Consider the following 23,093-nt stretch of genomic DNA (forward strand, 5'->3'; position numbering starts at 1 on the left):
CGGGTTTTCTTATGTCGGCTCAAGAATCATCGTTCTTGCGGGACAGTGTCCGGCCTCTGTCCAGTTCTGCCCAACCTTCAGGCTGGACCTCCCGGGCATGAGGACTTATCCGAGTCGCGAACGGTGCCGCGGCACGAATGCCCGGCCCGAACGGGAGGTGCCGTGATGGAGCGGCGGAACGATCGTGAGGTGCGCTGTGCCGCTGAGCGGCACGCGCGTGAGGCTGCGCGGCATCAGGCCGCCCTGCTCTGGTCCGCGATCCGGGCGGAGCGCCGGGCCGACGAGGCCCCCGGCGCCCGGCTCAGACCCATCCTGCTCGCCGCGATGACCGACGAGGCCGGGACCCGCTGATCCGGGTTCTCCAAGGGCCCGAGGCTCTTGGACGGGGTCGCGGGGCGCGCAGCCCCGGGGCTTCGGCTCTCTCGTCCGGGCTTTGCCAGGGCGAGGAAGCCGACAGCAGGGCCAAGATCCAGAAGCTTGCCAGAACCTTGTCTGCCCCCGCCAAAGGTCTCGACCTTTGGAATCCGGGATTTAGGCCGCACGGCCGCGGCGCCACGCGTCGCGGTCGAGGTAGAGCGCGCCGCCCGCGACCATCATGGCGAGCGCGTACCACGTGATCGCGTAGATCAGGTGGTTGTTGTGGAAGCGGATCACCGTGAGCCCGCCGACCGGCAGACCCGCGCCGAGATCCCTGTCCGGGTCGCTGCCCGGCCGCCGTTCCGCGTCGACGAAGTAGGGCGCGACCGGCTCAGGTAGGCCCCGCGCCCGCGCGATCGCCGCGACGTCGCGGGAATACCACGTGTCCGCGCCCGGATCGTTCGCCCGCAGGAAGGCGCCGCCCGGCTCGTCCAGGCGCAGCAGGCCCGCCACCGCCGCCCGCGCGCCGCCCGCCCGGGCCACGGGCGCCCGGCGGTCGCCCGGCACGAAGCCGCGGTTCACCAGCACGGTGAAGCCCGCGTCGGTCCGCAGCGGCGTGAGGACCCAGGACCCGCCGCCGAGATCGGTGACCGCCCGGACCAGGGTGTCGGGAGTGTCGAGCCAGGTGCCGTCGAGCCGCACGCGCCGGTAGGCGTCGCGCTCGGTGAGCGCCGGCCACGCGGCGGGCCCGGGCGCCGCGACCGGGGCGCCGTGGGCGTTGGCCTCGACCCGCGCGATCAGGTCGAGCTTCCAGGTGCGGCGGTGGACCTGCCAGGTGCCGAGCGCGAGGAGGGTGCCGCAGAGCAGGAGGGCCAGGAGGTTGATGAGGATCAGCCCGGCGAGGCGCGGAGGCGTGCGCGTCGCCGGGCCGGTGGTTGCGGTGCCTGTCAGGGCCGGGGCCTCCCGCTCAGGGCTGGTGGCGCAACTGCTCCACCGACATCGGCATCATGTTGGCGTTCATGTGGTGCATCACCCAGAGCGAGCCGGTGAGCGTGATCACCACCAGCGTCACCGTGAAGATCAGCGCCAGGACCGTCCAGCCGCCCTCGGACTTCGTGTTCATGTGCAGGAAGTAGATCATGTGGACCACGATCTGCACCGCCGCGAAGGCCATGATGATGATGCCGGTCCAGAGCGCGCTCTCGAGCGGGCGCGCCATCACCAGCCAGAACGGGATCGCGGTGAGGATCACCGAGAGCACGAAGCCGGTGACGTAGCTCCCGAACGAGCCGTGGCTCGCGCCGCCCTCGTGCCCGTGGTCGTGTCCGTGACCTTGCCCGTGGTGGGCCGCCTCGGCGCTCATTGCAGGACTCCCATCAGGTACACGAAGGTGAAGACGCCGATCCAGATCACGTCGAGGAAGTGCCAGAACATCGACAGGCACATCAGCCGGCGGGTGTTCTCGGGGATCAGGCCGCGCTGGGCGACCTGGACCATCAGCACGATCAGCCAGATCAACCCGAAGGTGACGTGCAGGCCGTGGGTGCCGACCAGCGTGAAGAAGGCCGACAGGAAGGCCGAGCGGCCGGGCCCGGCGCCCTCGTGGATCAGGTGCGCGAACTCGTAGAGCTCGATGCCGAGGAACGCTGCGCCGAACAGGCCCGTGACCGCGAGCCACATCTGCGTGGCCGCGGTGCGGCCCTTGTCCATCGCCAGCATGGCGAAGCCGTAGGTGATGGACGAGAACAGCAGCATCGAGGTGTTCAACGCCACCAGCGGCAGATCGAACAGATCCTTCGGCGAGGGGCCGGCCGCGTAGTTGCGGCCGAGAACCCCGTAGGTGGCAAACAGCACCGCGAAGATGAGGCAGTCGCTCATCAGGTAGATCCAGAACCCCAGGAGGGTGCTGGTCTCGGGGTGGTGCTCCTCCTCGTGGTGGAAGACCGGCGCGGTGCCGGGGGGGGCGGTGTCCGTGTGCATCATGGGCTCAGGCCTGCCCCGCCAGCGCGGCGGTCCGCTGCGACTCGGTCCGGGCGACCGTGTCGGCCGGGATGTAGAAGTCGCGGTTGTAGTTGAAGGTGTGGGCGACCGAGACGACGAAGATCGCCAGGCCCGACAGGGCCGCCAGCCACCAGATGTACCAGATCATGGCGAAGCCGAAGGCGACGCTGAGCCCGCCGATGATCGCGCCCGTGCCGGTGTTCTTCGGCATGTGGATCGGCTTGAAGCCCTGGAGCGGACGCGCGTAGCCGCGGTTCTTCATGTCGTACCAGGCGTCGAGGTCGTGCACGACCGGGGTGAAGGCGAAGTTGTAGTCCGGCGGCGGCGAGGAGGTGGCCCACTCCAGCGTCCGGCCGCCCCACGGGTCGCCGGTCGTATCGCGCAGAGCCTCGCGGTTGCGGATCGAGACGACGAACTGGATGATCGTCGAGAGGATGCCGCAGCCGATGAGCGCCGCGCCGCCCGCCGCGATGACGAACCAGATCTGCAGCGACGGGTCGTCGAAGTGCTGCATCCGGCGCGTCACGCCCATGAGCCCCAGCACGTAGAGCGGCATGAAGGCGACGTAGAAGCCGACCAGCCAGAACCAGAAGCTCATCTTGCCCCAGAAGGGATCGAGCTTGAAGCCGAAGGCCTTCGGGAACCAGTAGGTCACGCCGGCCATCATGCCGAACAACACGCCGCCGATGATCACGTTGTGGAAGTGCGCGATCAGGAAGAGCGAGTTGTGCAGCACGAAGTCGGCCGGGGGCACGGCGAGCAGCACGCCGGTCATGCCGCCGATGACGAAGGTCACCATGAAGCCGACCGTCCAGAGCATCGGTACCTCGAAGCGGATCCGCCCGCGGTACATGGTGAACAGCCAGTTGAAGATCTTCGCGCCCGTCGGGATCGAGATGATCATCGTCGTGATGCCGAAGAACGAGTTCACGTTGGCGCCCGACCCCATCGTGAAGAAGTGGTGCAGCCAGACGAGGTAGGAGAGGATCGTGATGACGACCGTGGCGTAGACCATCGAGGCGTAGCCGAAGAGGCGCTTGCCGCAGAAGGTCGATGTCACCTCCGAGAAGATGCCGAAGGCCGGCAGGATGAGGATGTAGACCTCCGGGTGGCCCCAGATCCAGATGAGGTTGAAGTACATCATCGGGCTGCCGCCCAGGTCGTTCGTGAAGAAGTGCGTGCCGACGTAGCGGTCGAGCGACAGCAGCGCGAGAACGGCCGTGAGGATCGGGAAGGCGGCCACGATCAGCACGTTGGTGCAGAGCGAGGTCCAGACGAAGACCGGCAGCTTCATCATGGTCATGCCGGGCGCGCGCATCTTGACGATGGTCGCCACCAAGTTGATGCCGGACAGGAGCGTGCCGATGCCCGCGATCTGCAGGCCCCAGATCCAGTAATCGACCCCGACGCCCGGGCTCATGTCGGCCCCCGACAGGGGCGGGTAGCCGAGCCAGGTGGCGCGCGAGAACTCGCCGACGAAGAGCGAGATCATGATGATGATCGCGCCGGCGGTCGTCATCCAGAACGAGAAGTTGTTCAGGAAGGGGAACGACACGTCGCGGGCGCCGATCTGCAGCGGCACGACGTAGTTCATCAGGCCCGTGACGAAGGGCATCGCCACGAAGAAGATCATGATCACGCCGTGGGCGGTGAAGATCTGGTCGTAGTGGTGCGGCGGCAGGAAGCCTTCCTGCGAGCCGAAGGCGACCGATTGCTGGGCGCGCATCAGGAGCGCGTCGGCAAAGCCCCGCAGCAGCATCACGAACGCCAGGATGACGTACATGATGCCGATCTTCTTGTGATCGACGGAGGTCACCCAGTCGCGCCAGAGGGCGCCCCAGAAGCGGTAATAGGTGATGGTTCCGAGCACGGCGATGCCGCCGAGCGCGACGCCCGCGAAGGTCACGAGCAGGATCGGCTCGTGGTACGGGATGTCCGCGAGCGTGAAGCGTCCGAAGACGAGCTTCTGGAGATCGACGTTGGAGAACATGTGATCGGCTCTCTGGCGATGCGTCGGCTGACCGCCGGCCTTACTGGTTGTTGAGCTGCGCGGGGGCCGGAGTCCCCTTGTCGTCGTGGCCCGAAGAGGGCTTCGTGCCGGGCTCCGGCTCCGAGCGCGGCGGGCGGCCCGAGGCCGGTCCGGTCGCGCCGGGGGCCTCGTCGCCCTGCTCCACGTGCCGGTTGTCGTAGCGGAGCTTCTCGCGGTTCTCCCGGCTGTGCACGCCCGCGCCGCCGCGGGCGTCGATCTTCATCATCTCGCTCATGCACATCTTGCCCGGCAGGGCGCACATGTTGAGGATCTGGCTGTAGAGGCCGTCCGCCACCGAGGCGAAGTACTGCACCGGCTCGCGCTCGCTCGGCTTCTCCAGCTGGAGGTAGGCGTCGCGGCTGAGATCCTTGCCCTCGGCCTTGGCCTTGGCGACCCAGGCCTCGAAGTCCTTCGGCTCCTGGCCGAGGAAGTTGAAGGTCATGCGCGAGAAGCCGGTGCCGCTGTAGTGGGCCGACTGGCCGTGATAGGTGCCCGGCTTGTTGATCACCGCGTGCAGCTTCATCTCCATCCCGGGCATCGCGTAGACCATGCCGGCGAGCGCGGGGACGTAGAAGGTGTTCATCACCGACGCGGAGGTGAGCTTGAAGTTGATCGGCCGGTCCACCGGCGCGGCCAGCTCGTTCACCGTGGCGATCCCGTATTCGGGGTAGAAGAACAGCCACTTCCAGTCGAGCGCGACCACCTCGACATCGAGCGGCTTGGTCTCGGCCGCGATCGGACGGCCGGGCTCCAGGCGCGAGAGCGGGCGGTAGGGATCGAGCGTGTGGGTGCTGATCCAGGTGAGCGCGCCCAGCGCGATGATGATCACGAGGGGCGCCGCCCAGATCACCACCTCGAGCTGCGTCGAGTGGTGCCAGTCGGGATCGTAGGTCGCCGCGGTGTTGGAGGCGCGGTAGCGCCAGGCGAAGAGCAGCGTCAGCAGGATCACCGGCACGATGATCAGCAGCATCAGGCCCGTGGAGGCGAGGACGAGGTTGCGCTGCTGCATCGCCACGTCGCCGGAGGGATGCATCACGACCATGTTGCAGCCGGCGGTCGCCGCCAGAAGGGGCAGCAGGGCGGCGGCGCGCGCCAGGCGCTCGAGGCGCCCGGTCCCGGCGCGCGTGGAGAGGGCGGATTTGGCCGCGGCGATCAACATCGTGTCCCCTTGCCGCGTGGCGGCGAGATGGCCCCGGGAGGCGTCAGGCGCGGCGCGCGTCGCGCCGCAAGGCGGTGTCGGCGGCGCGGGATCCCGCGCCGTTCCGTGAGAGTCCGGCCCGTCGGCCCGGCTACATCTGCCGGATCTCGGAGCGGTTGAGGCTGAGCGCGACGAGCGTCGCGATCGCGCCCGACAGCAGGTAGAGGCCGACGCAGGCGAGCCCGAACTTGGCCGACAGGCCGAGCGCGACGAGCGGCGCGAAGCCGGCGCCGAGCAGCCAGCCCAGATCCGCCATCAGGGCGGCGCCGGTGTAGCGGTAGCGGGCGCCGAGGCGCGAGCTCACCGCACCGGTGGCCTGGCCGTAGGCGAGGCCGAGGAGCGTGAAGCCGGCGAGCACGTAGACGGTCTGGCCGACCGCGTTCTCCTCGATCACGATGGGCGCGATGGTGCTGGCCACCGCGAAGGCGGCGATCAGCCCGGCCGAGATGATCAGGTGCATGCGCCGGCCGATCTGGTCGGCCATCAGCCCGGAGAACACGATGGCGCCCGCGAACAGGATCGCGCCGCCGAACTGGACCAGCAGGAACTCGCCGGCCGAGCGCTGGGTGAACAGGGTGATCCAGGAGATCGGGAAGATCGTGACGAGGTGGAAGAGCGCGAAGCTCGCCAGCGGCACCAGGGCGCCGATCAGCACGTCCTCGCCGTGGGCCTTGAGCAGGGGGAAGAAGGGCGCGGGCTCGAGCCGGCCCTTCTCGATCAGGCGGGTGAACTCGTCGGTGGCGACGAGGCGCAACCGGGCGAAGAGCGCCACCACGTTGATGGTGAAGGCGCAGAAGAACGGGTAGCGCCAGCCCCACTCGATGAAGTCGGCCTCGGAGAGGTTCATGGTGAAGAAGGCGAAGAGCAGGCTTGCCAGCATGAAGCCGATCGGCGCGCCGAGCTGGGGCATCATCGCGTACCAGCCGCGGCGCTCCACGGGGGCGTTGAGGGCGAGCAGCGAGGCGAGGCCGTCCCAGGCGCCGCCCAGCGCGAGGCCCTGCCCAATGCGCAGAGCCGCGAGCAGCCAGATCGCCGAGGCACCGATGTGATCGTAGCCCGGCAGAAAGCTGATCAGCATGGTCGAGCCGCCGAGCAGGAACAGCGCGATGGTCAGCTTGACCCCGCGGCCGTGCCGCCGGTCGATCATCATGAAGATCACCGAGCCGATCGGCCGGGCGATGAAGGCGAGGGCGAAGACGACGAAGCTGTACAGCGTGCCCTGGAGCGGCGACGCGAAGGGGAAGAACACCTTCGGGAAGACCAGGACCGAGGCGATGCCGTAGACGAAGAAGTCGAAATACTCGGCCGCGCGACCGATCACGACGCCGATGGCGATCTCGCCGGGGGCGACCTTGTGGTCGCTCATGGCGAGCCGCGCGTCCCGCTCCAGCGGCGTCGATGAGGCTAAGGCGTGGTCCGGTGTCATGTCAGGCGACGGCCTCGTACAGAAGGGCTTCGGCCACGAACGGGCCTCGGCCGCGCGGGCGCCCCCTCCCTAGCGCAACGCCCGGGGCACGCAAGATTCCGTGCCCCGCGCCGCGCGATACCCTGACATGCTCGACCGCGCCGATCACCCCTTCGGGGCCGCGCTGATTCGGCTGCCTTTTGTTCTCTGACTGCCAGATAGCTCCCCGGCCCGCCGGACGCAAAGCCCTCCTTTGTCGCGGCCGGGGATCGCGTGACGGGCTCCCTCGGCGCGGGGCCGCGCGACATCGATCTTCTCCGGTGACGCTTCTCCGGTGACGCTTGGCCGCCTGCCGCGTTGCCGTCCCGGGCCCCTGCCCCATCCGCCGACCCAGCCCCGAGACCACCCGCCCCCATGCGCCACCAGATTCAGCCGCGCTCCGGCACCGCCTTCACCCTCGACCGGGGCCAGCGCCTCACCGTGATCGACCCGGAGGGCGAGCAGGTGGCCGACCTTCTCGCCTTCCGGCGCGACGACATCGACGAGGTGATCTCGTCGGGCCGCACCCTCGACTACGCCAGCCGCATCTTCCTGACGACGGGCGACAAGATCTACTCGAACCGCTCGAACGTGCTCATGGAGATCGTCGCCGACACGGTCGGGCGGCACGATTTCCTGCTCACCCCCTGCTCGGCCGATACCTTCCGGATCATCTACGGCGACACCGAGCCGCACCGGGGTTGCTTCGGCAACCTCGCGCAGGCGCTGGCGCCCTACGGCATCGGGCCGGACCGGATCCCGGTGGCCTTTAACGTCTTCATGAACGTGGCGGTGGACGGGACGAGCGGCGCGCTGGAGGTCCGGCCCCCCTTGAGCCGGGCGGGCGACCACGTGACCTTCGAGGCGCGCGAGGACCTGATCATCGGGCTCACCGCCTGCTCGGCCCTGCAATCGAACAACTACGCCTTCAAGCCGATCCAGTACGAGATCGCCTGAGAGGCTGTTTGACGGGTCTTCGAATGCGTCTCCACCCGTTTCCTGGACGCGTGGAACGAGAGGGGAAGGTGATCCGGGACCCGATGAGCGAGGGCCGCGAAGCGGCGCGATATTTGGCACCGTCGCAAGGTTCGGACGCTGCGCGCCCTGCCTCGGCTGGATCCCGGATCACCCTCTGCCGATGCGCCGGGTGTGCAGGCCCGAAGGGTCCGGAAAGCGCGCGCGCCTGCCTTCGACGTGTCCACCGCGTGCGCCCGAGCACGCGCCCGGCGGGAGCCAATCGCGCCTCACGGCTTTGACGTTCGTCCCCTCTCGATCCGAACGGACGCCGCCCATGCCCGACACGCCCCAGGATCCCGCCACCTCCCGCACCGTCGCCTACTCGGAGCAGGCCAAGCGCCAGTCCTTCCAGACCATCGCGATCATCGCCGGGCTGATCCTGTTCATCATGGTGGTGTTCGGCTTCCTGTTTGGTGCAGGCCGCCTGATCGCCTGAGACCTCCCCGACCGTGCCCGGTTGACCGCGCCTGCCCGGGGCCCCACTGACGCGCGCCGGCGCGACCGACCGGCGCGGTAGAGTCAGGAGGGAGACGGTGTCCGGCAACGAGCCCGCCAGCGTCGCCGTCGGCCTCACGCTGTTCCGGCCGAGCTCCGCGCAGGTGGAGGCGGCCTGCCGCCTCGCGGCCTCAAGTGCGGGGCCGGTGCTGGCCTTCGACAACGGTGGCCTGCCCGCGGATGGCGCCGAGGCGCTGGGCCGGGCCGGCATCCGGCTGCTCTCGGCCGGCCGCAACGTCGGCATCGCGGCGGCCCTCAACGCCCTCGCGGAGGCTGCGGCCGGCCTCGGCGCGCGCCATCTCCTGCTGCTCGACCAGGATGCCGGGCCGCAGGGCGCGATGCTGCGGGCGCTGCTGACCGCCGCGGACCGGCTTGCCAGCACGGTGCCGCCGCCCGCCGTGATCGGGCCGCGGCCGCTCGCGGGGCCGGGCCACAAGGCGCCGGCCTATCCGGTGCGCGCCGGCACGGCCCCCCGGGACGGGCTGGTGCCGGTGGATTTCCTGGCGACCTCCGGCTCGCTCGTCGACCTCGCGGCCTTCGCCCGCGTCGGTCCGTTCCGCGCCGACTACTTCATCGACGCGGTCGATCTCGAATGGTGCTTCCGCGCCTGGGCGCGCGGGCACAGCTGCTGGATGGCGCCGGAGGCGGGCCTCGCCCACCATGTCGGCAGCGGCACGATCCGGGGCCCCTTTGGCCTCGCCATGCCGCGCCAGCCCCTGTTCCGCATGGCCACCTACCTGCGCAACAGCGTCTACGGCCTGCGCCTGCCCCATCTGCCGCCGGGCTGGAAGCTGCGCCAGGGCGCCTACCTGCCGGTGCAGATCCTCCTGTACTGGGCCGATTCGCGCTTCCGCCCCCGCGTGCTCCTGCGCCTCCTCGCCGCCTTGCGCGACGGCCTGCTCGGCCGCCTCGGACCGCCCCGGGATGTCCCGTGATCCCCGCAGCGACCTCTCCCGTGACCGCCCTCCCCGCCCTCGACGTTGTGATCGTCAACTGGAACGGCGGCGCGCTGGTCCAGGCCTGCGTCGCGAGCCTCGCGCGGGCCGCGGCGGGGCTCGACCTGCGGGTGGTGGTCGTCGACAACGCCTCGACGGACGGCTCGGCGGAGGCGCTGGAAGCCTTTGCCCACGCCGGTCTCCGCCCATCCCCTCCCCCCTCTGCGGGGGGCGGGAGGATGACGTTGCGTGTCGTCCGAAACGCGGAAAACCTCGGCTTCGCCCGCGCCTGCAACATCGGCGCGGCGGCGGGCGCGGCGGACACGGTCCTGTTCCTGAACCCCGACACGAGGGTCGACGGCCCGGCCCTGCTCACGGCGCGCGCCGCCCTCCTCGCCGATCCGCGCACCGGCATCGTCGGCGCCCGCCAGATCGCCGACGACGGCACGGTCGAGCGCAGCTGCGCCCGCGCGCCGACCTCCGCGAGTCTTCTCGGTCAGGCGCTCGCCCTCGACCGGCTCGGCCTCGTGCCGACCCACTTCATGACCGAATGGGACCACGCGGAGGACCGCGCCGTCGATCAGGTGATGGGCGCCTTCCTGATGATCCGCCGCCCGCTCCTCGCGATGCTCGGCGGCTTCGACGAGCGCTTCTTCGTCTATTACGAGGATGTCGACCTCTGCCGGCGGGCGCGGGAGGCCGGCTTCGCGGTGCGTCACGTGGCCGGGGCAGTGATCGGCCACGCGGGCCAGGGGACGACCCGGCAGGCGCGGGCGCACCGCCTGTCCTACATCCTGCACGCCCGGGTGCAGTACGCCGCCAAGCACCACGGCCGGGCCACGGCGCTGGCGCTGCTGGCGGCCTCCTTCCTGGCCGAGGTGCCGCTGCGCCTCGCCCAGGCCGGGGCGCGGCGCGCCCCCGGGGAGGCCGCCGAGATCCTGCGCGGGGCCGCCCTCCTGGCGCGGGCCACCCCCGCGCTCCTCGCCGGGATCCTGCGCGGGCACTGACGGCAGCTTGTATTGCTGCGGTCCCGCCTATGCAGTAGGGCCAGCCCGGGCGGGTGCAACCGGGGATAGGTGGACAGTGGCGAGCGATCGGAGGCCGGCACTGGCCAAGGTCCGGACCGGCATCACGGGGTTCGACGAGATTACCTTCGGCGGGCTGCCGCAGGGGCGGCCCACGCTCGTCTGCGGCGCGGCCGGCTGCGGCAAGACGCTGTTCGCCACCACCTTCCTGGTCAACGGCGCGACGCTCTATGGCGAGCCCGGCGTCTTCGTGAGCTTCGAGGAGCGCGCCGAGGACATCGCCGCCAACGTCGCCTCGCTGGGCTACGACATCGACGGCCTCGTGGCCGCGGGCAAGCTCGGGATCGACCACGTCCGGGTCGAGCGCAGCGAGATCGAGGAGACCGGCGAGTACGACCTAGAGGGGCTGTTCATCCGCCTCGGCTTCGCGGTCGATTCCATCGGCGCCAAGCGCGTGGTGCTCGACACGATCGAGACCCTGTTCGCCGCCTTCACGGACGAGACGGTGCTGCGCGCGGAGCTGCGCCGCCTGTTCGGCTGGATCAAGGACCGGGGGCTCACCGCGATCATCACAGCTGAGCGCGGCGGCGGCCAGCTCACCCGCCAGGGGCTGGAGGAGTACGTCTCGGACTGCGTGGTGCTGCTCGACAACCGGGTCGAGGACCAGATCACCACGCGCCGCCTGCGGGTGGTAAAGTATCGCGGCTCGCCCCACGGCACCAACGAGTACCCGTTCCTGATCGACGCCGAGGGCATCAGCGTCCTGCCCGTCACCTCGGCAGATCTCGATTACGGGGTGACCGAGGGCGTGATCTCCTCCGGCATCCCGGGCCTCGACGCCATGCTGGAGCCCGGCGGCTTCCATCGCGGCTCCGGCATCCTGATCTCGGGCGAGGCCGGCACCGGCAAGACCATGATCTCGTCGAGCATGGTGGCGGCAGCCTGCGCGCGGGGCGAGCGCTGCATGGCCTTCGTGTTCGAGGAGAGCGGGCAGCAGATCGCCCGCAACGCCCGCTCGATCGGCCTCGACCTCCAGGCCTACGTCGAGTCCGGCCTGCTGCGCTTCGAGGCGGCCCGGCCGAGCCTCTACGGACTGGAGACGCATCTCGCTCGCATGCACCGGGACATCGACCTCTTCGCCCCGAGCCTCGTGGTGATCGACCCGCTCTCGGCGCTGCGCGGTCCCGCGACCGAGTTGCAGGCCACCCTGCTGCGCATGGTCGACCTCCTGAAGAGCCGCGGCATCACCGCCGTGTTCACCAGCCTGCGCACGGAAGGCGGGTTCGACGCGCAGGACGAGTTCGGCGTCTCCTCGCTGATGGATGCCTGGGTGAAGCTTCTCAACATCGAGGCCAACGGCGAGCGCACCCGCACGCTCTACGTCATCAAGGCCCGCGGCATGAGCCACTCGCACCAGGTGCGCGAGTTCCGGATGTCGTCGGCGGGCATCGAGCTCGTGGAAGCCTATATCGGTCCGGCGGGCGTGCTCACCGGCACCGCTCGCCTCGTCCGGGAGGCCGAGGAGCGGGCCGAGGCGCTGCGGGCGCGGCAGCAGGCCGAGCGCCGCCGCCGCGAGATCGCCCGCCGCCGCGACGCCCTCGAGCGCCAGATTGCGGAACTCCGCGCCGGGCTCGAGGCGGCAGAGGAGGAGGAGAGCGTGCTCATCGGCGAGACCGAGGCGCGCGAGAGCCAGCTGGAGGCCGAGCGCCGCGAGCGCGCGGCCCGGCGCAGCGCGGCGCGCTGAGGACGAAGGCGAGGACCCCAGGTCGAGGACCCGATGAGCGACGACAAGGGCTTGGAGAGGGGGCAATGCCCCGACGAGGCCGCCGAGGCGGATCTCGATCCGAATCACTACCACCTGCGCCTCTACGTGGCCGGGCAGACCGCGAAGTCGCTCGCCGCGATGGCGAACCTGCGGCGCTTCTGCGAGGAGCATCTCGCGGGCCGCTACGACATCGAAGTCGTCGACCTGATGCAGAACCCGCAGCTCGCCGCCGGCGACCAGATCCTGGCGATCCCGACGCTGGTGCGCCGCCTGCCCTCCCCGCTCAAGCGCATCATCGGCGACCTCTCGAACACCGAGAAGGTGCTGGTCGGCCTCGACATCCGCCCGAAGGACGCGCCTTGAGCCCTGTATCCGTGGCCGGCCGGCCGCTGCTGCGCCTGTTCATCGCCGGCACCTCGCCGCGCTCCAGCCGGACCGTCGAAGCGGTGCGTCACCTGCGCGACGCGCACCTGCCCGCCTACGATCTGGAGATCGTCGACCTCTACCAGCAGCCTCAGCTCGCCGAGGCCGATCGGGTGGTCGCCGCACCGACCCTGGTGCGGGTGAGACCCGGCCCGATGCGCCGCGTCGCCGGCGACCTCACGGACGCGCGCCGCGTCCTGCAGGGGCTCGGGCTCGACGCACCGGAGGAAGCCCACGAGCGTGCCGATGAGCGCTGAGCTCGCTGCCGCCCGCGCCCGCATTGCGGAACTCGAAGCGCGGCTGGAGGAGAGCGAGGACACGCTGGCGGCGATCCGCCGGGGCGATTTCGACGCGGTCGTGGTCGAGGGCCCGAACGGCGAGCGCCTCGTCTACACCCTGGAGAATGCCGACCGGCCCTACCGGGTACTGATCGAGCAGATTCAGGAGGGCGCCTTCACGCTCTCGGCCGAGGGCACCGTGCTCTACGGCAACCGCCGGCTCGCCGCGATGCTGGGCCTGCGTCAGGAGCGGCTGATCGGCCAGCTGCTGCGCCGCTTCGTCCTGCCCCAGGACGCGGAGACCCTCGACGCGCTCGTCGCGGAGGCGGCAGGCACTCCTGCCCGTGCCGAGATCGGTTTTCGCGATGCCGAGGGCACCCTGCACCCGGTCCATCTCTCGCTCGCCCGGCTGGAGCGCGACGGCGAGGACCCCCTTCTCTGCGGCGTGCTCACCGATCTCACCGAACAGCGCGGGCGCCTCGACGAACTCGCCGCCGCCAATGCCCGGCTGACCGCCGAGATCACCGAGCGCGAGCGCATCGAGGATGCCCTGCGCCAATCGCAGAAGATGGAGGCGGTGGGCCAGCTCACCGGGGGCGTGGCCCACGACTTCAACAACCTGCTCACCGTCATCAAGTCCTCGACCGACTTGCTGAAGCGGCGCGAGCTGCCCGAGGAGCGCCGCGCCCGCTACGTGCTGGCGATCTCCGACACGGTGGACCGGGCCGCCAAGCTCACCGGCCAACTCCTCGCCTTCGCCCGGCGGCAGGCGCTGCAGCCCGAGACCTTCGACGCGGGCGCGAGCGTCGCCGCGATCGGCGACATGGTGGGCACGCTCACGGGCGCGCGCATCCGGGTGAGTGTGCGCCTGCCCGACCAGCCCTGCTACGTCCACGCCGACCCGAGCCAGTTCGACACGGCGCTCGTCAACATCGCGGTGAATGCCCGCGACGCCATGGAGGGCGAGGGCACGCTGACGATCGAGGTCGCGGCCACCGAGGCCGTGCCGGCCTCGCGCGGCCAGATGCCGGTGCGGGGCCGCTTCGTGGCGGTCTCGGTGAACGACACCGGCACCGGCATCGCCCCGGAGGTGCTGGCGCGGATCTTCGAGCCCTTCTTCACCACGAAGGGCGTCGGCCAGGGCACGGGGCTCGGCCTCTCCCAGGTCTTCGGCTTCGCCAAGCAGTCCGGCGGCGAGGTCACGGTCGACAGCGCGGTCGGGCACGGCACCACCTTCACGCTCTATCTGCCCCGGGCCGAGGCGCCCGCCGCCGCAGCCCTGCAGAGCGGGCCCGCACTGGCGCCAGGCAGCGGCCAAGGCACCTGCGTGCTGGTGGTGGAGGACAATGCCGAGGTCGGCAGCTTCGCCACCCAGACCCTCGCCGAACTCGGCTACGCCACCGTCTGGGTCCGCGACGCCGATGCGGCTGTGGCGGCGCTGGAGCGGGAGCCCGCCCGCTTCGACGTGGTCTTCTCCGACGTGGTGATGCCGGGCCGCGACGGAGTCGATCTCGCGGGCGAGATCCGGCGGCGCTGGCCGGACGTGCCGGTGCTGCTCACCTCCGGCTACAGCCACGTGCTCGCCCAGGAGGGCACGCACGGCTTCGAGCTGCTGCACAAGCCCTACTCGGTCGAGCAGCTCTCGCATGTGCTGAGCCGGGTGGTCGCGGCGCGCCGCCGCGCGGGCTGAGGTCCCGGGATCCCCAGGGAGCGAGCCCCTTTCGGCGCCTAGAGGCGCTGCAGGGGGGCGGCGTGCCGCAGCCTTGCACCCGCCAAAGGTCTCGACTTCTGGAAGCCGGGACCACCCGCGCGGGACGCATCGCACCCGGCCGCGTTGACCCGGCGGAGGTGCCCGCATGCCCGCGCTCGACGGTGTTCTGGAGACGGTCCTGTACGTGGAGGATCTTGTGCGCGCCGACGCGTTCTACCGCGGCGCGATGGGCCTGCGCTGCATCCACGAGGATTTCCGGATGCGGGCCTACGACGTGGCCGGGCGCGGCGTGCTGCTGCTGTTCCCGCGCGGGAGCTCGCTGGAACCTATCGAGACGCCGGGCGGCACCATCCCGCCCCACGACGGCTCGGGGCCGCAGCATGTCGCCTTCGCGATCGCTGCGGACGCGCTTCCGGACTGGGAGCGGCACCTCGCGCAGACCGGCATCGCCGTCGAGGGCCGCACCCGCTGGCCTCGCGGCGGGCAGAGCCTCTATTTCCGCGATCCCGACGGGCATCTCCTGGAGATCGCGACGCCGGGGCTCTGGCGAGGCTACTGAGTGGGAGAAACGACATGAACGCACGACGCCTGCTTCACACCGGCCCGGACGGCGGGCGCTGGTCGCTCGCCCGCGCGGGTGCCGAGGTCTTCGTCCTGCACGAGCCCACCGGGGGCGGGGCGCCGGAGCGGATCGGGCTCGCCCGCTTCCTCGACGGCGACCCGGGCGTGCCGCAGCGGCGCGCACTCCTCGACCTCGTGGCGACCCTGGCGGAGGCCGCGCTTGCGGACGGGCCGGCGAATGAGCCGATGACGGGCGCGCCGCCGGAGGCCGGCGCCGCCGCCGCCGAACCCTCGCCCGGCGAGGCGGCTGTTTAGCCGCCTACAGCACCGCCTCGATCAGCCCGAGATTTCGTGCCTCCTCCGCCTCAACGTACCAGTTCTCGGGTGCGCGCCGCAGCACCTCCTCCAAGTTGACCCGCGAGCCCGCCACGAGATTGGCGAAGCCCTCGTTCTGGATCGCAATCGAGGTCTCGATCTCGTGCAGCGCGGCCTTCGCGGCGGCGATGCAGGTGGTGAGCGGCCCGTTGAGCTTCACCGTCTTGTCGAGCTTGCGCTCGTGCACCATCAGCCGCGTGCCGCGGGTGAGGTAGCGGTTCTGCCGGGCGAAGAAGCTCATGAAGGTGGTGCCGGCCGAGTAGATCGCGGCCTTGCCCAGGAAGACGAAGCGGCGGCCCGGCGCGAGCGCGCTGTGGAAGCGGATGTCCTCGCCCATCATGCGGGCGACCTCGGGATCGCCGCCGAGCGTCGAGAGCTCGACCACGACGAGGTCGCGCTCCGCCGCGGCGGCGAGCTGCCGCCGGAAATCCCGGTACATGTCGTGGTTGACCGGTCCGGAGAGCAGCACGGCGGGTGCCGCGAAGGCGGTGGGTTCGAGCGGGGTGGCGTGCATCGGTGGGTCTCAGGCGGTGTCGCGGCGGCCGTTGCGGCGTCTCAGGCCGGAACGCACGAGCCGTGCCCGGGCTCCCCCGGCGCGGAGGGGCCGCACGAGACCTAGAGGTCCCGCGGCTGACTGCCGCGCGCGACGCAGCGCCAGCGCTCCACGTGCCACTCGGGGTGGCTCTCCTGCCACGCGGCGAGCGCGCTCTGGGCGTTGCGCAGGCAGACGAAGGGGCTGCGCGCCTCGTAGGACAGGTCGATCCTGTCCTCCTTGCAGGTGCTGGGCTGCGCCAGGAGGCAGATCGACAGCAGGATGAACATGACCGGCTCCGCGTGCGTGGCGGTCTGCAATATGATGCAGATCTGGCCCGCGCCCATCCCGCCGCTCGGTCCGGCGCTCAGCGCCCGCGCGGCCCGAGCAGGATCACCAGGGTGCCGGTGAGGCACAGGGCGGCGCCCGCGAGGTCGAAGCGATCCGGGCGGCGCCCCTCCGCGAGCCAGAGCCAGAGGACCGAGGCCGCGATGTAGACGCCGCCATAGGCCGCGTAGGCGCGCCCCGCCGCCTCCGCTTCGACCCGGGTCAGCAGCCACGCGAACAGCGCGAGGCTGAGCAGGCCGGGGCCGAGCCACAGGGCCGAGCGGCCGAGCCGGAGCCAAGCCCAGAAGGCGAAGCAGCCCGCGATCTCGGCGAGCGCGGCGGCGGCGTAGGCGGTGAAGGTCAGGGCGGAGGTCAGCATCCGGGGGGGCTGGCACGGTCCCGCGGCGCAGGCCAGCCGGGCCCGGATCCCCCAATCTGCGCCTGCTCCGGGGTTTTCGGCAGAATCTTCCCTCCTGGTGCTCGTGCGAAGCATGGCTTTCTCCGGAGGCCCGAATCTTCGAAAAACCCGTTCCTTGATCCGGACCTGTACGCGCGCGACATCTGCCGGCATGCGCGGAACCACCGACATGTCGCTCGCGGCGAGCCCGGACGAGGGCCTGAGTTTCGACCCGTTCGGGGAGAAGCTGGAGACGCCGCATACCGGCGGTTTACCCGCGGCTCCGCGTGACGGTGCCGGTCATCGGGCGGTCGCGGCGGTCTTCTGGACGCTGGCGCTGCTCCTCGTCGGTTGCCGCGTCTATCTTTCGGATTATCCGGTGGCCCAGACCGTCGCCTCCGTGGGCGAGGCCGTCCGTACGCATCTGGCCGCCGCCTTCTGAGGCGGAACCCGGTCGCGGCGCAGGCTCCCGACTCGCCTCAGGCGCGGTTGTGAGGCGCCCGGAACAGGTAGTAGCCGGTGCTCTCCGTCGCGGCCTGCGCGGCTTCCGGCCGGAAGCCCTCCGGCGGGCGCTCCTCCATCACCGTGCCGCCATACTCCCAGATCACCCCGTGGATGAAGCCCGGCACCGGCCGGTCCTGGCGCACGGCGCAGCGCAGGGCGGGGTACTGGCGGCGGCGGAACACGTTGTAGGCGGCGTAGGCGGCAGGCCAGTGCATCGGGCTTCTTCCTGTCCCCCGCGGCCGTTGCCCGCGCGGGAAGCGCTCAGAAGCACGGAGCGGGCCGCGCCGCCAATCACATGGGCGATTGCGCCCCCGGCCGAGTCCCGGGTACCGGCTCCGAATCGCCGCGCGCGGCCGCGTCGTAGCCCGCGTGCCAATCGGCCTCCGCCCGCGTTCCGGCGGCGTAGGGGCAATCGTGCCGGGCCACGCCCTTGCCCAGGGCGTAGAAGCCCAGCGCGTAGTGGTCGAGATTGTCGTCCGGCGGCTCGCTCATGAAGTCTCCCGTGCGGATCGTCCCGTCGCGTCCCTAGATAGCGGTCGGCCCTGTCCCGGCCAGCGGGACCGTCCGGGCGCCTGCGGCGTTGGCCGGGGACGGGCCGCGCGCCCGGCCCGGAGGGATCCGATGCACGACAACCGCGCCCTGAGCCGCTTCGAGCTGACCGAGCAGGGGCTGACCGCCTACGCCGATTACCGCCGCGGGCCCCAGGGCCTCGTCATCGCCCACGTCTACGCACCCCCGCCTCTGCGCGGCACGGGGGCCGCCGACCGGCTGATGCACGCGGTGGCCGAACAGGCACGGGCGGAAGGCGTGCGGATCGTGCCGCTCTGCGGCTATGCCGGGGCTTGGCTGCGCCGCAGCCCGGCCCATCGCGACCTGATCGCCTGAGCGGAGCGGGACGAGATCCGTGCCGCGTCCGCTAGGACGTACCGTCCGCCGCCGGGACGGTCCCATCCGGCATCGGGTTCCGGGCCGGGGCCGCGGCGGTCGGCGCCGTCGCGAACAGGGCGCACGGATAGGCCTGCGGATGAGCCTCGCACGGGTCCTGCGACTCCGGGGACTTGCGCCCGAAGGCGAGTGCGAGAGCGGCGAGGAGCGCGGCTGCGGCGAGCAGCCTCGGGCGTGCGGTCAAACAATCGTCTCCGAGCTGGGCCGGGCCTCGGGCATCGGCCGCATTCTCCGCCCCGGAGGTTAAGGCTTCACGAACCTTCGAAGCCCGTGAGGGCGTCCTTGCGGGCTCCCGGCGCGGCGGGCGGCCAGCCGGACTCGTCGGCGACGCGCCGCACATAGGTGAGGCAGCGTCGCCGTGCCTTCGGATCGTGCAGCCGCAGAAACTGCCGGATCAGTTCCCGGATCTCGGCCTGCTGTGCCGGATCGGCAGGCGCGCCGCCGTTCGATCCCGGCGCAACCTCGTAGAAGCCCGCGATCGGAACATCCAGGAAGTCGGCGATGCGCGTGAGAGCGGCCGCGGCCGCGGCCCTGTCCTTCGGCGTGTTGCTGGCCATGACGTCTCGCCGCTGAGATGGCTTCTGGACACACGGCCCATCAGACGATGATGCTCTAGCGCAGAGCCTACTGGAGGACCAGCCCGGCCGCTCGCGGGCCTGCCCGGCGTGCGAGCCGGTGCCCGACCCGCAGGAGTGCCGTCTCCAGCAGCGCCCGCACCTCCGCATCATCGTCCAGGTTGGCCGCGCCGTGCGCTTCGAGCAGGATGTCAACGAGACGCAGCGTCGAATCGTCCGGGGGGGCCTCGGCCGGCGGCTCGACCAGGACCGCCGTACCGAGCCCCTCGGAGCCGGGGAACCGCTTCAGGAGGTCCCGCGCGGCGAGCACGGAGAGGCGGGCATCCTCGATGACCTCGCGCATCTCGGCGATCAGGCGGCGGGTGCGGTCGATCGTCTGCTGCGTGTCCGTAACCGGCTTGCTCATGCGGGGCCACTTCCTTCGACCCGGGGGCAGTCGGGTGCGGACGGCGATTGTGCCATCGGATGGGCAATCTCGGCCAGCGACGCGGGCTGATCCTTCATGCCATCGGCCGCCGGATGTATACCACTTCAGCCCGGTTCGCGATGGGTGAATTCGGCAGATTTCGCGGGCGCACGATCGGGTGCGCCCGGCGGCAAGCCAATCTTCAGGTCCGCGGAACTCCGGTCCCGGGCGTGTCTCGAATCACCGCATGCGCCGGATCATCCCGTTCCGCTATCCCCGGCCAAGTATTGGAGCTGGGCTCAGGCTTCCGCGGTGGCCGGGCTCACGTCCGCCGGGGCCGGCCCGAGCGGGCCGGCGTGGAGCTGCATCACCAGCGCGGCGATCGCGTCCGGGGCAAGGTCCGCGTCCTCGGTGCCGAAGGCGCTTTCGAGGGCCGGCCGGATGCTGTGCAGGAAGAGCGGCGGGATCGGTCGTGGCGGGATCGGCACACCGTGGACCAAGAGGCCGGATCCCAAATGGCCCGGGAGCTGGATCGCGGCGTCGAGGCCGCTGAAGACGGGGGCGCACACGATGCGGACGGGCCTCTGCACGCCTTGGCCGGGCCCGAGCTCCGCGCCCGGCCGTTCCGAAAGGCCGTGCAAGCTAGGCGGTTCCGGTTGAACCGCACCTGAAGGGCGGCCCGGCCTTCGGTTCAGGATCGGCCGCGCCCGGCGGGCGCCGGTTGCTCAGAGCATCTGAAAGGTACCGGTCTCGCGCCAGCGCCGGTACGCGTCCAGGGTGCGGGCCATGGCCGGCATCAGGTCGGGCGGGCTCTCCGGTTCGAACCAGCCGAGCTCCAGATTCTCGCCGCCCGCCGGCCGGAGCGGGCCCGGTCCGGCACCGGCCGCGTAGAGCAACGTGAAATAGTGGCAGCGGTCCCCGCTCGGGTAGGTCCAGAGCTCGTGCTCCGGCGCGGAGGCGAAGCCGAACGGGACCGGATCGCAGATCCGCAGGCCGGTCTCTTCGAAGACCTCGCGCACCGCACAGGCGGTGATGTCCTCCCCCGCGTCCGGCACCCCGCCGGGCAGTCCCCAGAGGCGGAAGTCGGAGCGCTGCTCGAGGAGGATCCGGCCTGCCGCATCCGTCACCACGACACGGGTGCCGGGCACCAGCAGCAGCCGCGAGCCGACGAGCCGGCGCAGCTCTCCAAGATAGGAATCGGCGAAATCGCTCATCGCTGCCCTGCATCGCCCCACGGCGGCTGCCGCGGACCCGCCGGGCAACGGCCGGGCCACGGCCGAGGTTCAACCCGGCGCGGGCGGGTGGCGTCCGTCCGGTCGCGGAACCCGGGCGGCCCGGGCCGTCTTGCCCCGTCGAAACGATGGGAGCATCCGCCATATGTCCCAGCCCGACGATCCGGGGGCCGAACCCCGGCCCCCCTCCCCGGCGGCACCCCTTGCGCCCGGCCGGAACCAGACCCTCTCCCCCGCGGAGCGTCGCATCGTGGAGGCTGGCGAGGCCGGCCCGCACGCGCCCGGCCATCCGGACCCCCGCCCCGACCCAGGGCCCGAGACCGGCGGCTACGACGACCATTCCCCGAGCCGCGCGCCGGACAACGCGAAGGGCGGCTACGGGGCCGGGTGAGCGCCCGCACGGTGTCCGGCGACCGGGGCCGCTTCGTCACGCTGACGCCATCCTTCGGGGGCAAGCGCTCGGCTCTTCGCCGCCCGGCCCGGCCGGCGGCACCGGAAACGACAGGACTTCCCATGACCTCGAGCAAGGCGGCGTTCCTCGCCATCGGTCTCAGCCTCGTCCCGGCTGCGGCGCTCGCCCAGCAATCCCCGGCCCGCGATGCCCTGAAGAGGGCCTGCACCGGCGACTACATGGAATATTGCAGCGAGCACGCCCCCGGCGGCCCGGAGGTGGAGGCCTGCTTCAAGGCCAATATGAAGAAGCTCACCCCCGCCTGCTCCTCGGCCATCACGGCCTACAAGCAGGAGCAGCGCGCGACCCGGCGGGTCAGCGAGGCGCGCTGAGGCGCCGGCCGAGGCTCAGGGCATCGCCTGCCAGAGCATGGCGATGACCGTGAACCCGATCAGGTTGTAGAGCAGGGCCCAGACGAGCGTGCCGCGCAGCGCCCGATTCGGGTGTCGGCGCGATACCGCCCGTGGCTGCTCCGCCCGCGGCGGCGCGGCGGGTGCCGGTGCGCCGGGGGCCGGCATGTCGAGGAAGCGGGTCAGGCATTCCGGCAAGGGGCGCTGACCTGATTCCGGTTCGGGACCGTGCCGGCTCACCGGGCGTCTCCCGGCGTGGCAATCGCCTGTCGGACGCGTGCGCGGCGGGATGTGCGCATCGGATCTTCTCCGGCCCCGGACCTGCGTAGAGTGTTCAACCCCGGGCCGCCGCGCAAGCCCCGGATCGGCGCGGGACCGTCGGAAGCGCGGGCCGATGGCCGACGCTTGACCCACGCCGGTGAAATCGCATCTGTGCGCCGCAACATTCGAACCGGCGCACCGTACATGACCCTTTCCTCCCCCCGCTCCCGCGCGGACACCTGCGTCCTTCTGCTGGAAGGCATCAACGACAGCGCGGTCGCGCTGATGCAGGCGTCTGGCTACACGAACCTCGTGCGTCTGCCCAAGGCCCTGGACCGGGAGGCGCTGCACGAGGCGATCCGGGGCGTGCACATCCTGGGCATCCGCTCGCGCACCCAGCTGGACGAGGCGGCGTTCGCGCACGCCGACCGGTTGCTGGCCGTGGGCTGCTTCTCGGTGGGCACCAACCAGGTCGATCTGGAAGCCGCGCGTGCCCGCGGCATCCCGGTCTTCAACGCGCCCTTCTCCAACACGCGCTCGGTGGCCGAGCTCGTCATCGGCGAGATCGTGATGCTCCTGCGCCGCATCACGCCGCGCTCGGTGGGGGCGCATGCGGGCGAGTGGGACAAGTCGGCCACGGGCTCGGTGGAGGTGCGCGGCAAGACGCTCGGCATCGTGGGCTACGGCAACATCGGCACGCAGCTCTCGACCCTGGCCGAGGCCATGGGCATGCGGGTGATCTTCTACGACCACACCGACCGGCTGCGCCACGGCAACACCGAGCCGGTGGAGAGCCTCGCCGAGCTGCTGGCGCAGGCGGACGTGGTCTCGCTGCACGTGCCGGAGACCGACGCCACGGCCAACATGATCGGGGCTTCCGAGATCGCGCAGATGAAGCGGGGGGCGTATCTCATCAACAACGCGCGCGGCACGGTGGTGGATCTGGACGCGCTGGCGGCGGCGCTGGCGTCCGGGCATCTGGCGGGGGCGGCGGTGGACGTGTTCCCGAAGGAGCCGGGCTCGAACGCCGAGCGCTTCGTCTCCCCGCTGCAGGGGCTGCCGAACGTGATCCTGACCCCGCATATCGGCGGCTCGACGGTCGAGGCGCAGGAGCGCATCGGCTCCGAGGTCGCCCGCAAGCTCGTGGACTACGCCGATACCGGCGCGACGGTGGGCACCGTGAACTTCCCCCAGGCCTTCATCAGCACCCGCCCCGGCGGCGCCCGCTTCGCCCACCTGCACCGCAACCTGCCGGGCGTGCTCGGGCGCATCAACGACGTCTTCGCCCGCTCAGGGATCAACATCGCCGGCCAGATCCTGCAGACCGACGGCGACCTCGGCTACGTGGTGATCGACACCGACGCCGGCCTCGCCGACCCCGACGCGGTGCTGCGGGAGCTGGCCGCCATCGAGGGCACGGTGCGGGCGCGCCTCCTCTACGAGCGGACCTGAGACGGCGTCCGGGTGAGGCGTCGGTTCCGCCGAGCAGACGCCTTCCG

General features: G+C 71.1%; 33 protein-coding genes. 16 read left to right on the forward strand and 17 right to left on the reverse strand.

Annotated features, from left to right (window positions below; genetic code table 11):
• The first annotated feature begins 165 nt into the window (after positions 1-165).
• Positions 166-351: a hypothetical protein gene (locus MFF54_RS11755; protein WP_238303020.1), complete on the forward strand. Its 186-nt coding sequence runs from the start codon at positions 166-168 to the stop codon at positions 349-351.
• A gap of 180 nt (positions 352-531) precedes the next feature.
• Here the strand turns inward: MFF54_RS11755 and MFF54_RS11760 are convergent, their stop codons facing one another.
• The 6 genes from MFF54_RS11760 to MFF54_RS11785 all read right to left on the reverse strand — a co-directional run bounded on the left by MFF54_RS11760 (position 532) and on the right by MFF54_RS11785 (position 7,011).
• Positions 532-1,308: an SURF1 family protein gene (locus MFF54_RS11760; RefSeq protein ID WP_370880198.1), complete on the reverse strand. Its 777-nt coding sequence runs from the start codon at positions 1,306-1,308 to the stop codon at positions 532-534.
• A 16-nt stretch (positions 1,309-1,324) separates the two neighbouring features.
• A complete protein-coding gene (cyoD, locus tag MFF54_RS11765; protein WP_238303022.1) occupies positions 1,325-1,720 on the reverse strand; it encodes a cytochrome o ubiquinol oxidase subunit IV in 396 nt (131 codons plus the stop codon).
• Positions 1,717-2,337 (reverse strand): cytochrome o ubiquinol oxidase subunit III, encoded by a 621-nt coding sequence (gene cyoC, locus MFF54_RS11770; protein WP_238303096.1) that lies wholly within the window; start codon positions 2,335-2,337, stop codon positions 1,717-1,719. The genes cyoD and cyoC overlap by 4 nt, the downstream gene beginning before the upstream one ends.
• A gap of 7 nt (positions 2,338-2,344) precedes the next feature.
• Positions 2,345-4,348: a cytochrome o ubiquinol oxidase subunit I gene (cyoB, locus tag MFF54_RS11775; RefSeq protein ID WP_238303023.1), complete on the reverse strand. Its 2,004-nt coding sequence runs from the start codon at positions 4,346-4,348 to the stop codon at positions 2,345-2,347.
• A 40-nt stretch (positions 4,349-4,388) separates the two neighbouring features.
• Positions 4,389-5,546 (reverse strand): ubiquinol oxidase subunit II, encoded by a 1,158-nt coding sequence (gene cyoA, locus MFF54_RS11780; protein ID WP_283206277.1) that lies wholly within the window; start codon positions 5,544-5,546, stop codon positions 4,389-4,391.
• A 130-nt stretch (positions 5,547-5,676) separates the two neighbouring features.
• Entirely contained in the window at positions 5,677-7,011 is a 1,335-nt protein-coding gene (locus MFF54_RS11785) for an MFS transporter (RefSeq protein ID WP_238303025.1), read from the reverse strand.
• A 393-nt stretch (positions 7,012-7,404) separates the two neighbouring features.
• Here MFF54_RS11785 and MFF54_RS11790 point away from each other — a divergent pair, with 393 nt between their 5' ends.
• The 10 genes from MFF54_RS11790 (at position 7,405) to MFF54_RS11835 (ending at position 15,554) form a co-directional block, all read left to right on the forward strand.
• Positions 7,405-7,986 (forward strand): DUF1989 domain-containing protein, encoded by a 582-nt coding sequence (locus tag MFF54_RS11790; RefSeq protein WP_238303026.1) that lies wholly within the window; start codon positions 7,405-7,407, stop codon positions 7,984-7,986.
• A gap of 334 nt (positions 7,987-8,320) precedes the next feature.
• The gene (locus MFF54_RS11795) at positions 8,321-8,482 is read left to right on the forward strand and encodes a hypothetical protein (protein WP_238303027.1); all 162 of its coding nucleotides are present in this window, start codon (positions 8,321-8,323) and stop codon (positions 8,480-8,482) included.
• Positions 8,483-8,579: 97 nt separating this feature from the next.
• Positions 8,580-9,476, forward strand: coding sequence for a glycosyltransferase family protein (locus MFF54_RS11800; RefSeq protein ID WP_238303028.1), 897 nt, complete (start codon positions 8,580-8,582; stop codon positions 9,474-9,476).
• Between the two features lie 20 nt (positions 9,477-9,496).
• Complete coding sequence (locus tag MFF54_RS11805; RefSeq protein WP_238303029.1) at positions 9,497-10,483, forward strand: glycosyltransferase family 2 protein; 987 nt, start codon at positions 9,497-9,499, stop codon at positions 10,481-10,483.
• Positions 10,484-10,559: 76 nt separating this feature from the next.
• Complete coding sequence (kaiC, locus tag MFF54_RS11810; protein ID WP_238303030.1) at positions 10,560-12,245, forward strand: circadian clock protein KaiC; 1,686 nt, start codon at positions 10,560-10,562, stop codon at positions 12,243-12,245.
• A 33-nt stretch (positions 12,246-12,278) separates the two neighbouring features.
• On the forward strand, positions 12,279-12,629 hold the full coding sequence (locus tag MFF54_RS11815) for a circadian clock KaiB family protein (RefSeq protein ID WP_238303031.1): 351 nt from the start codon (positions 12,279-12,281) through the stop codon (positions 12,627-12,629).
• Complete coding sequence (locus MFF54_RS11820; RefSeq protein WP_238303032.1) at positions 12,626-12,946, forward strand: circadian clock KaiB family protein; 321 nt, start codon at positions 12,626-12,628, stop codon at positions 12,944-12,946. Before MFF54_RS11815 ends, MFF54_RS11820 begins: the two co-directional genes overlap by 4 nt.
• Positions 12,936-14,657 carry an ATP-binding protein gene (locus tag MFF54_RS11825; RefSeq protein WP_238303034.1) on the forward strand — a complete coding sequence of 574 codons (1,722 nt, stop codon included), beginning with the start codon at positions 12,936-12,938 and terminating at the stop codon, positions 14,655-14,657. The genes MFF54_RS11820 and MFF54_RS11825 overlap by 11 nt, the downstream gene beginning before the upstream one ends.
• A 166-nt stretch (positions 14,658-14,823) precedes the next feature.
• On the forward strand, positions 14,824-15,237 hold the full coding sequence (locus MFF54_RS11830) for a VOC family protein (protein ID WP_238303036.1): 414 nt from the start codon (positions 14,824-14,826) through the stop codon (positions 15,235-15,237).
• Positions 15,238-15,251: 14 nt separating this feature from the next.
• A complete protein-coding gene (locus MFF54_RS11835; protein ID WP_238303038.1) occupies positions 15,252-15,554 on the forward strand; it encodes a hypothetical protein in 303 nt (100 codons plus the stop codon).
• 4 nt (positions 15,555-15,558) lie between these two features.
• On the opposite strand, the gene MFF54_RS11840 is transcribed toward MFF54_RS11835, so the two are convergent.
• The 3 genes from MFF54_RS11840 to MFF54_RS11850 all read right to left on the reverse strand — a co-directional run bounded on the left by MFF54_RS11840 (position 15,559) and on the right by MFF54_RS11850 (position 16,852).
• Positions 15,559-16,128, reverse strand: a complete 570-nt coding sequence (locus tag MFF54_RS11840) for a peptidase S14 (RefSeq protein WP_238303040.1) — start codon at positions 16,126-16,128, stop codon at positions 15,559-15,561.
• Between the two features lie 101 nt (positions 16,129-16,229).
• Complete coding sequence (locus MFF54_RS11845) at positions 16,230-16,436, reverse strand: hypothetical protein (protein WP_238303041.1); 207 nt, start codon at positions 16,434-16,436, stop codon at positions 16,230-16,232.
• A gap of 77 nt (positions 16,437-16,513) precedes the next feature.
• The gene (locus MFF54_RS11850) at positions 16,514-16,852 is read right to left on the reverse strand and encodes a YnfA family protein (RefSeq protein WP_238303042.1); all 339 of its coding nucleotides are present in this window, start codon (positions 16,850-16,852) and stop codon (positions 16,514-16,516) included.
• 190 nt (positions 16,853-17,042) lie between these two features.
• Here MFF54_RS11850 and MFF54_RS11855 point away from each other — a divergent pair, with 190 nt between their 5' ends.
• The gene (locus MFF54_RS11855) at positions 17,043-17,312 is read left to right on the forward strand and encodes a hypothetical protein (RefSeq protein WP_238303043.1); all 270 of its coding nucleotides are present in this window, start codon (positions 17,043-17,045) and stop codon (positions 17,310-17,312) included.
• Between the two features lie 37 nt (positions 17,313-17,349).
• Here the strand turns inward: MFF54_RS11855 and MFF54_RS11860 are convergent, their stop codons facing one another.
• Together MFF54_RS11860 and MFF54_RS11865 are read right to left on the reverse strand one after the other, a co-directional pair.
• Positions 17,350-17,589, reverse strand: a complete 240-nt coding sequence (locus tag MFF54_RS11860; protein ID WP_238303044.1) for a hypothetical protein — start codon at positions 17,587-17,589, stop codon at positions 17,350-17,352.
• A gap of 76 nt (positions 17,590-17,665) precedes the next feature.
• Positions 17,666-17,866 (reverse strand): ribosome modulation factor, encoded by a 201-nt coding sequence (locus MFF54_RS11865; protein ID WP_238303045.1) that lies wholly within the window; start codon positions 17,864-17,866, stop codon positions 17,666-17,668.
• A 129-nt stretch (positions 17,867-17,995) separates the two neighbouring features.
• Here MFF54_RS11865 and MFF54_RS11870 point away from each other — a divergent pair, with 129 nt between their 5' ends.
• A complete protein-coding gene (locus MFF54_RS11870) occupies positions 17,996-18,259 on the forward strand; it encodes a GNAT family N-acetyltransferase (RefSeq protein ID WP_238303046.1) in 264 nt (87 codons plus the stop codon).
• Between the two features lie 31 nt (positions 18,260-18,290).
• On the opposite strand, the gene MFF54_RS11875 is transcribed toward MFF54_RS11870, so the two are convergent.
• The 5 genes from MFF54_RS11875 to MFF54_RS11895 form a co-directional block, all read right to left on the reverse strand.
• Positions 18,291-18,503, reverse strand: coding sequence for a hypothetical protein (locus MFF54_RS11875; RefSeq protein WP_238303047.1), 213 nt, complete (start codon positions 18,501-18,503; stop codon positions 18,291-18,293).
• 67 nt (positions 18,504-18,570) lie between these two features.
• Positions 18,571-18,876 carry a hypothetical protein gene (locus MFF54_RS11880; RefSeq protein ID WP_238303049.1) on the reverse strand — a complete coding sequence of 102 codons (306 nt, stop codon included), beginning with the start codon at positions 18,874-18,876 and terminating at the stop codon, positions 18,571-18,573.
• Positions 18,877-18,943: 67 nt separating this feature from the next.
• On the reverse strand, positions 18,944-19,300 hold the full coding sequence (locus tag MFF54_RS11885) for a hypothetical protein (protein ID WP_238303051.1): 357 nt from the start codon (positions 19,298-19,300) through the stop codon (positions 18,944-18,946).
• 299 nt (positions 19,301-19,599) lie between these two features.
• Entirely contained in the window at positions 19,600-19,869 is a 270-nt protein-coding gene (locus MFF54_RS11890) for a hypothetical protein (RefSeq protein ID WP_238303052.1), read from the reverse strand.
• Between the two features lie 156 nt (positions 19,870-20,025).
• Positions 20,026-20,514 (reverse strand): NUDIX domain-containing protein, encoded by a 489-nt coding sequence (locus MFF54_RS11895; protein WP_238303053.1) that lies wholly within the window; start codon positions 20,512-20,514, stop codon positions 20,026-20,028.
• 163 nt (positions 20,515-20,677) lie between these two features.
• Between MFF54_RS11895 and MFF54_RS11900 the strand changes: the two genes are divergently transcribed.
• Both MFF54_RS11900 and MFF54_RS11905 read left to right on the forward strand, forming a co-directional pair.
• Positions 20,678-20,923: a hypothetical protein gene (locus tag MFF54_RS11900; RefSeq protein WP_238303054.1), complete on the forward strand. Its 246-nt coding sequence runs from the start codon at positions 20,678-20,680 to the stop codon at positions 20,921-20,923.
• 122 nt (positions 20,924-21,045) lie between these two features.
• Positions 21,046-21,315 (forward strand): cysteine rich repeat-containing protein, encoded by a 270-nt coding sequence (locus MFF54_RS11905; RefSeq protein ID WP_238303055.1) that lies wholly within the window; start codon positions 21,046-21,048, stop codon positions 21,313-21,315.
• Positions 21,316-21,330: 15 nt separating this feature from the next.
• Here MFF54_RS11905 and MFF54_RS11910 read toward each other — a convergent pair whose 3' ends face one another.
• The gene (locus MFF54_RS11910) at positions 21,331-21,573 is read right to left on the reverse strand and encodes a hypothetical protein (RefSeq protein ID WP_238303056.1); all 243 of its coding nucleotides are present in this window, start codon (positions 21,571-21,573) and stop codon (positions 21,331-21,333) included.
• 225 nt (positions 21,574-21,798) lie between these two features.
• Between MFF54_RS11910 and serA the strand changes: the two genes are divergently transcribed.
• Positions 21,799-23,046 carry a phosphoglycerate dehydrogenase gene (gene serA / locus MFF54_RS11915; protein WP_238303058.1) on the forward strand — a complete coding sequence of 416 codons (1,248 nt, stop codon included), beginning with the start codon at positions 21,799-21,801 and terminating at the stop codon, positions 23,044-23,046.
• The last annotated feature ends 47 nt before the right edge of the window (positions 23,047-23,093 follow it).

Source organism: Methylobacterium gregans (assembly GCF_022179245.1).
Classification (GTDB): domain Bacteria; phylum Pseudomonadota; class Alphaproteobacteria; order Rhizobiales; family Beijerinckiaceae; genus Methylobacterium; species Methylobacterium gregans.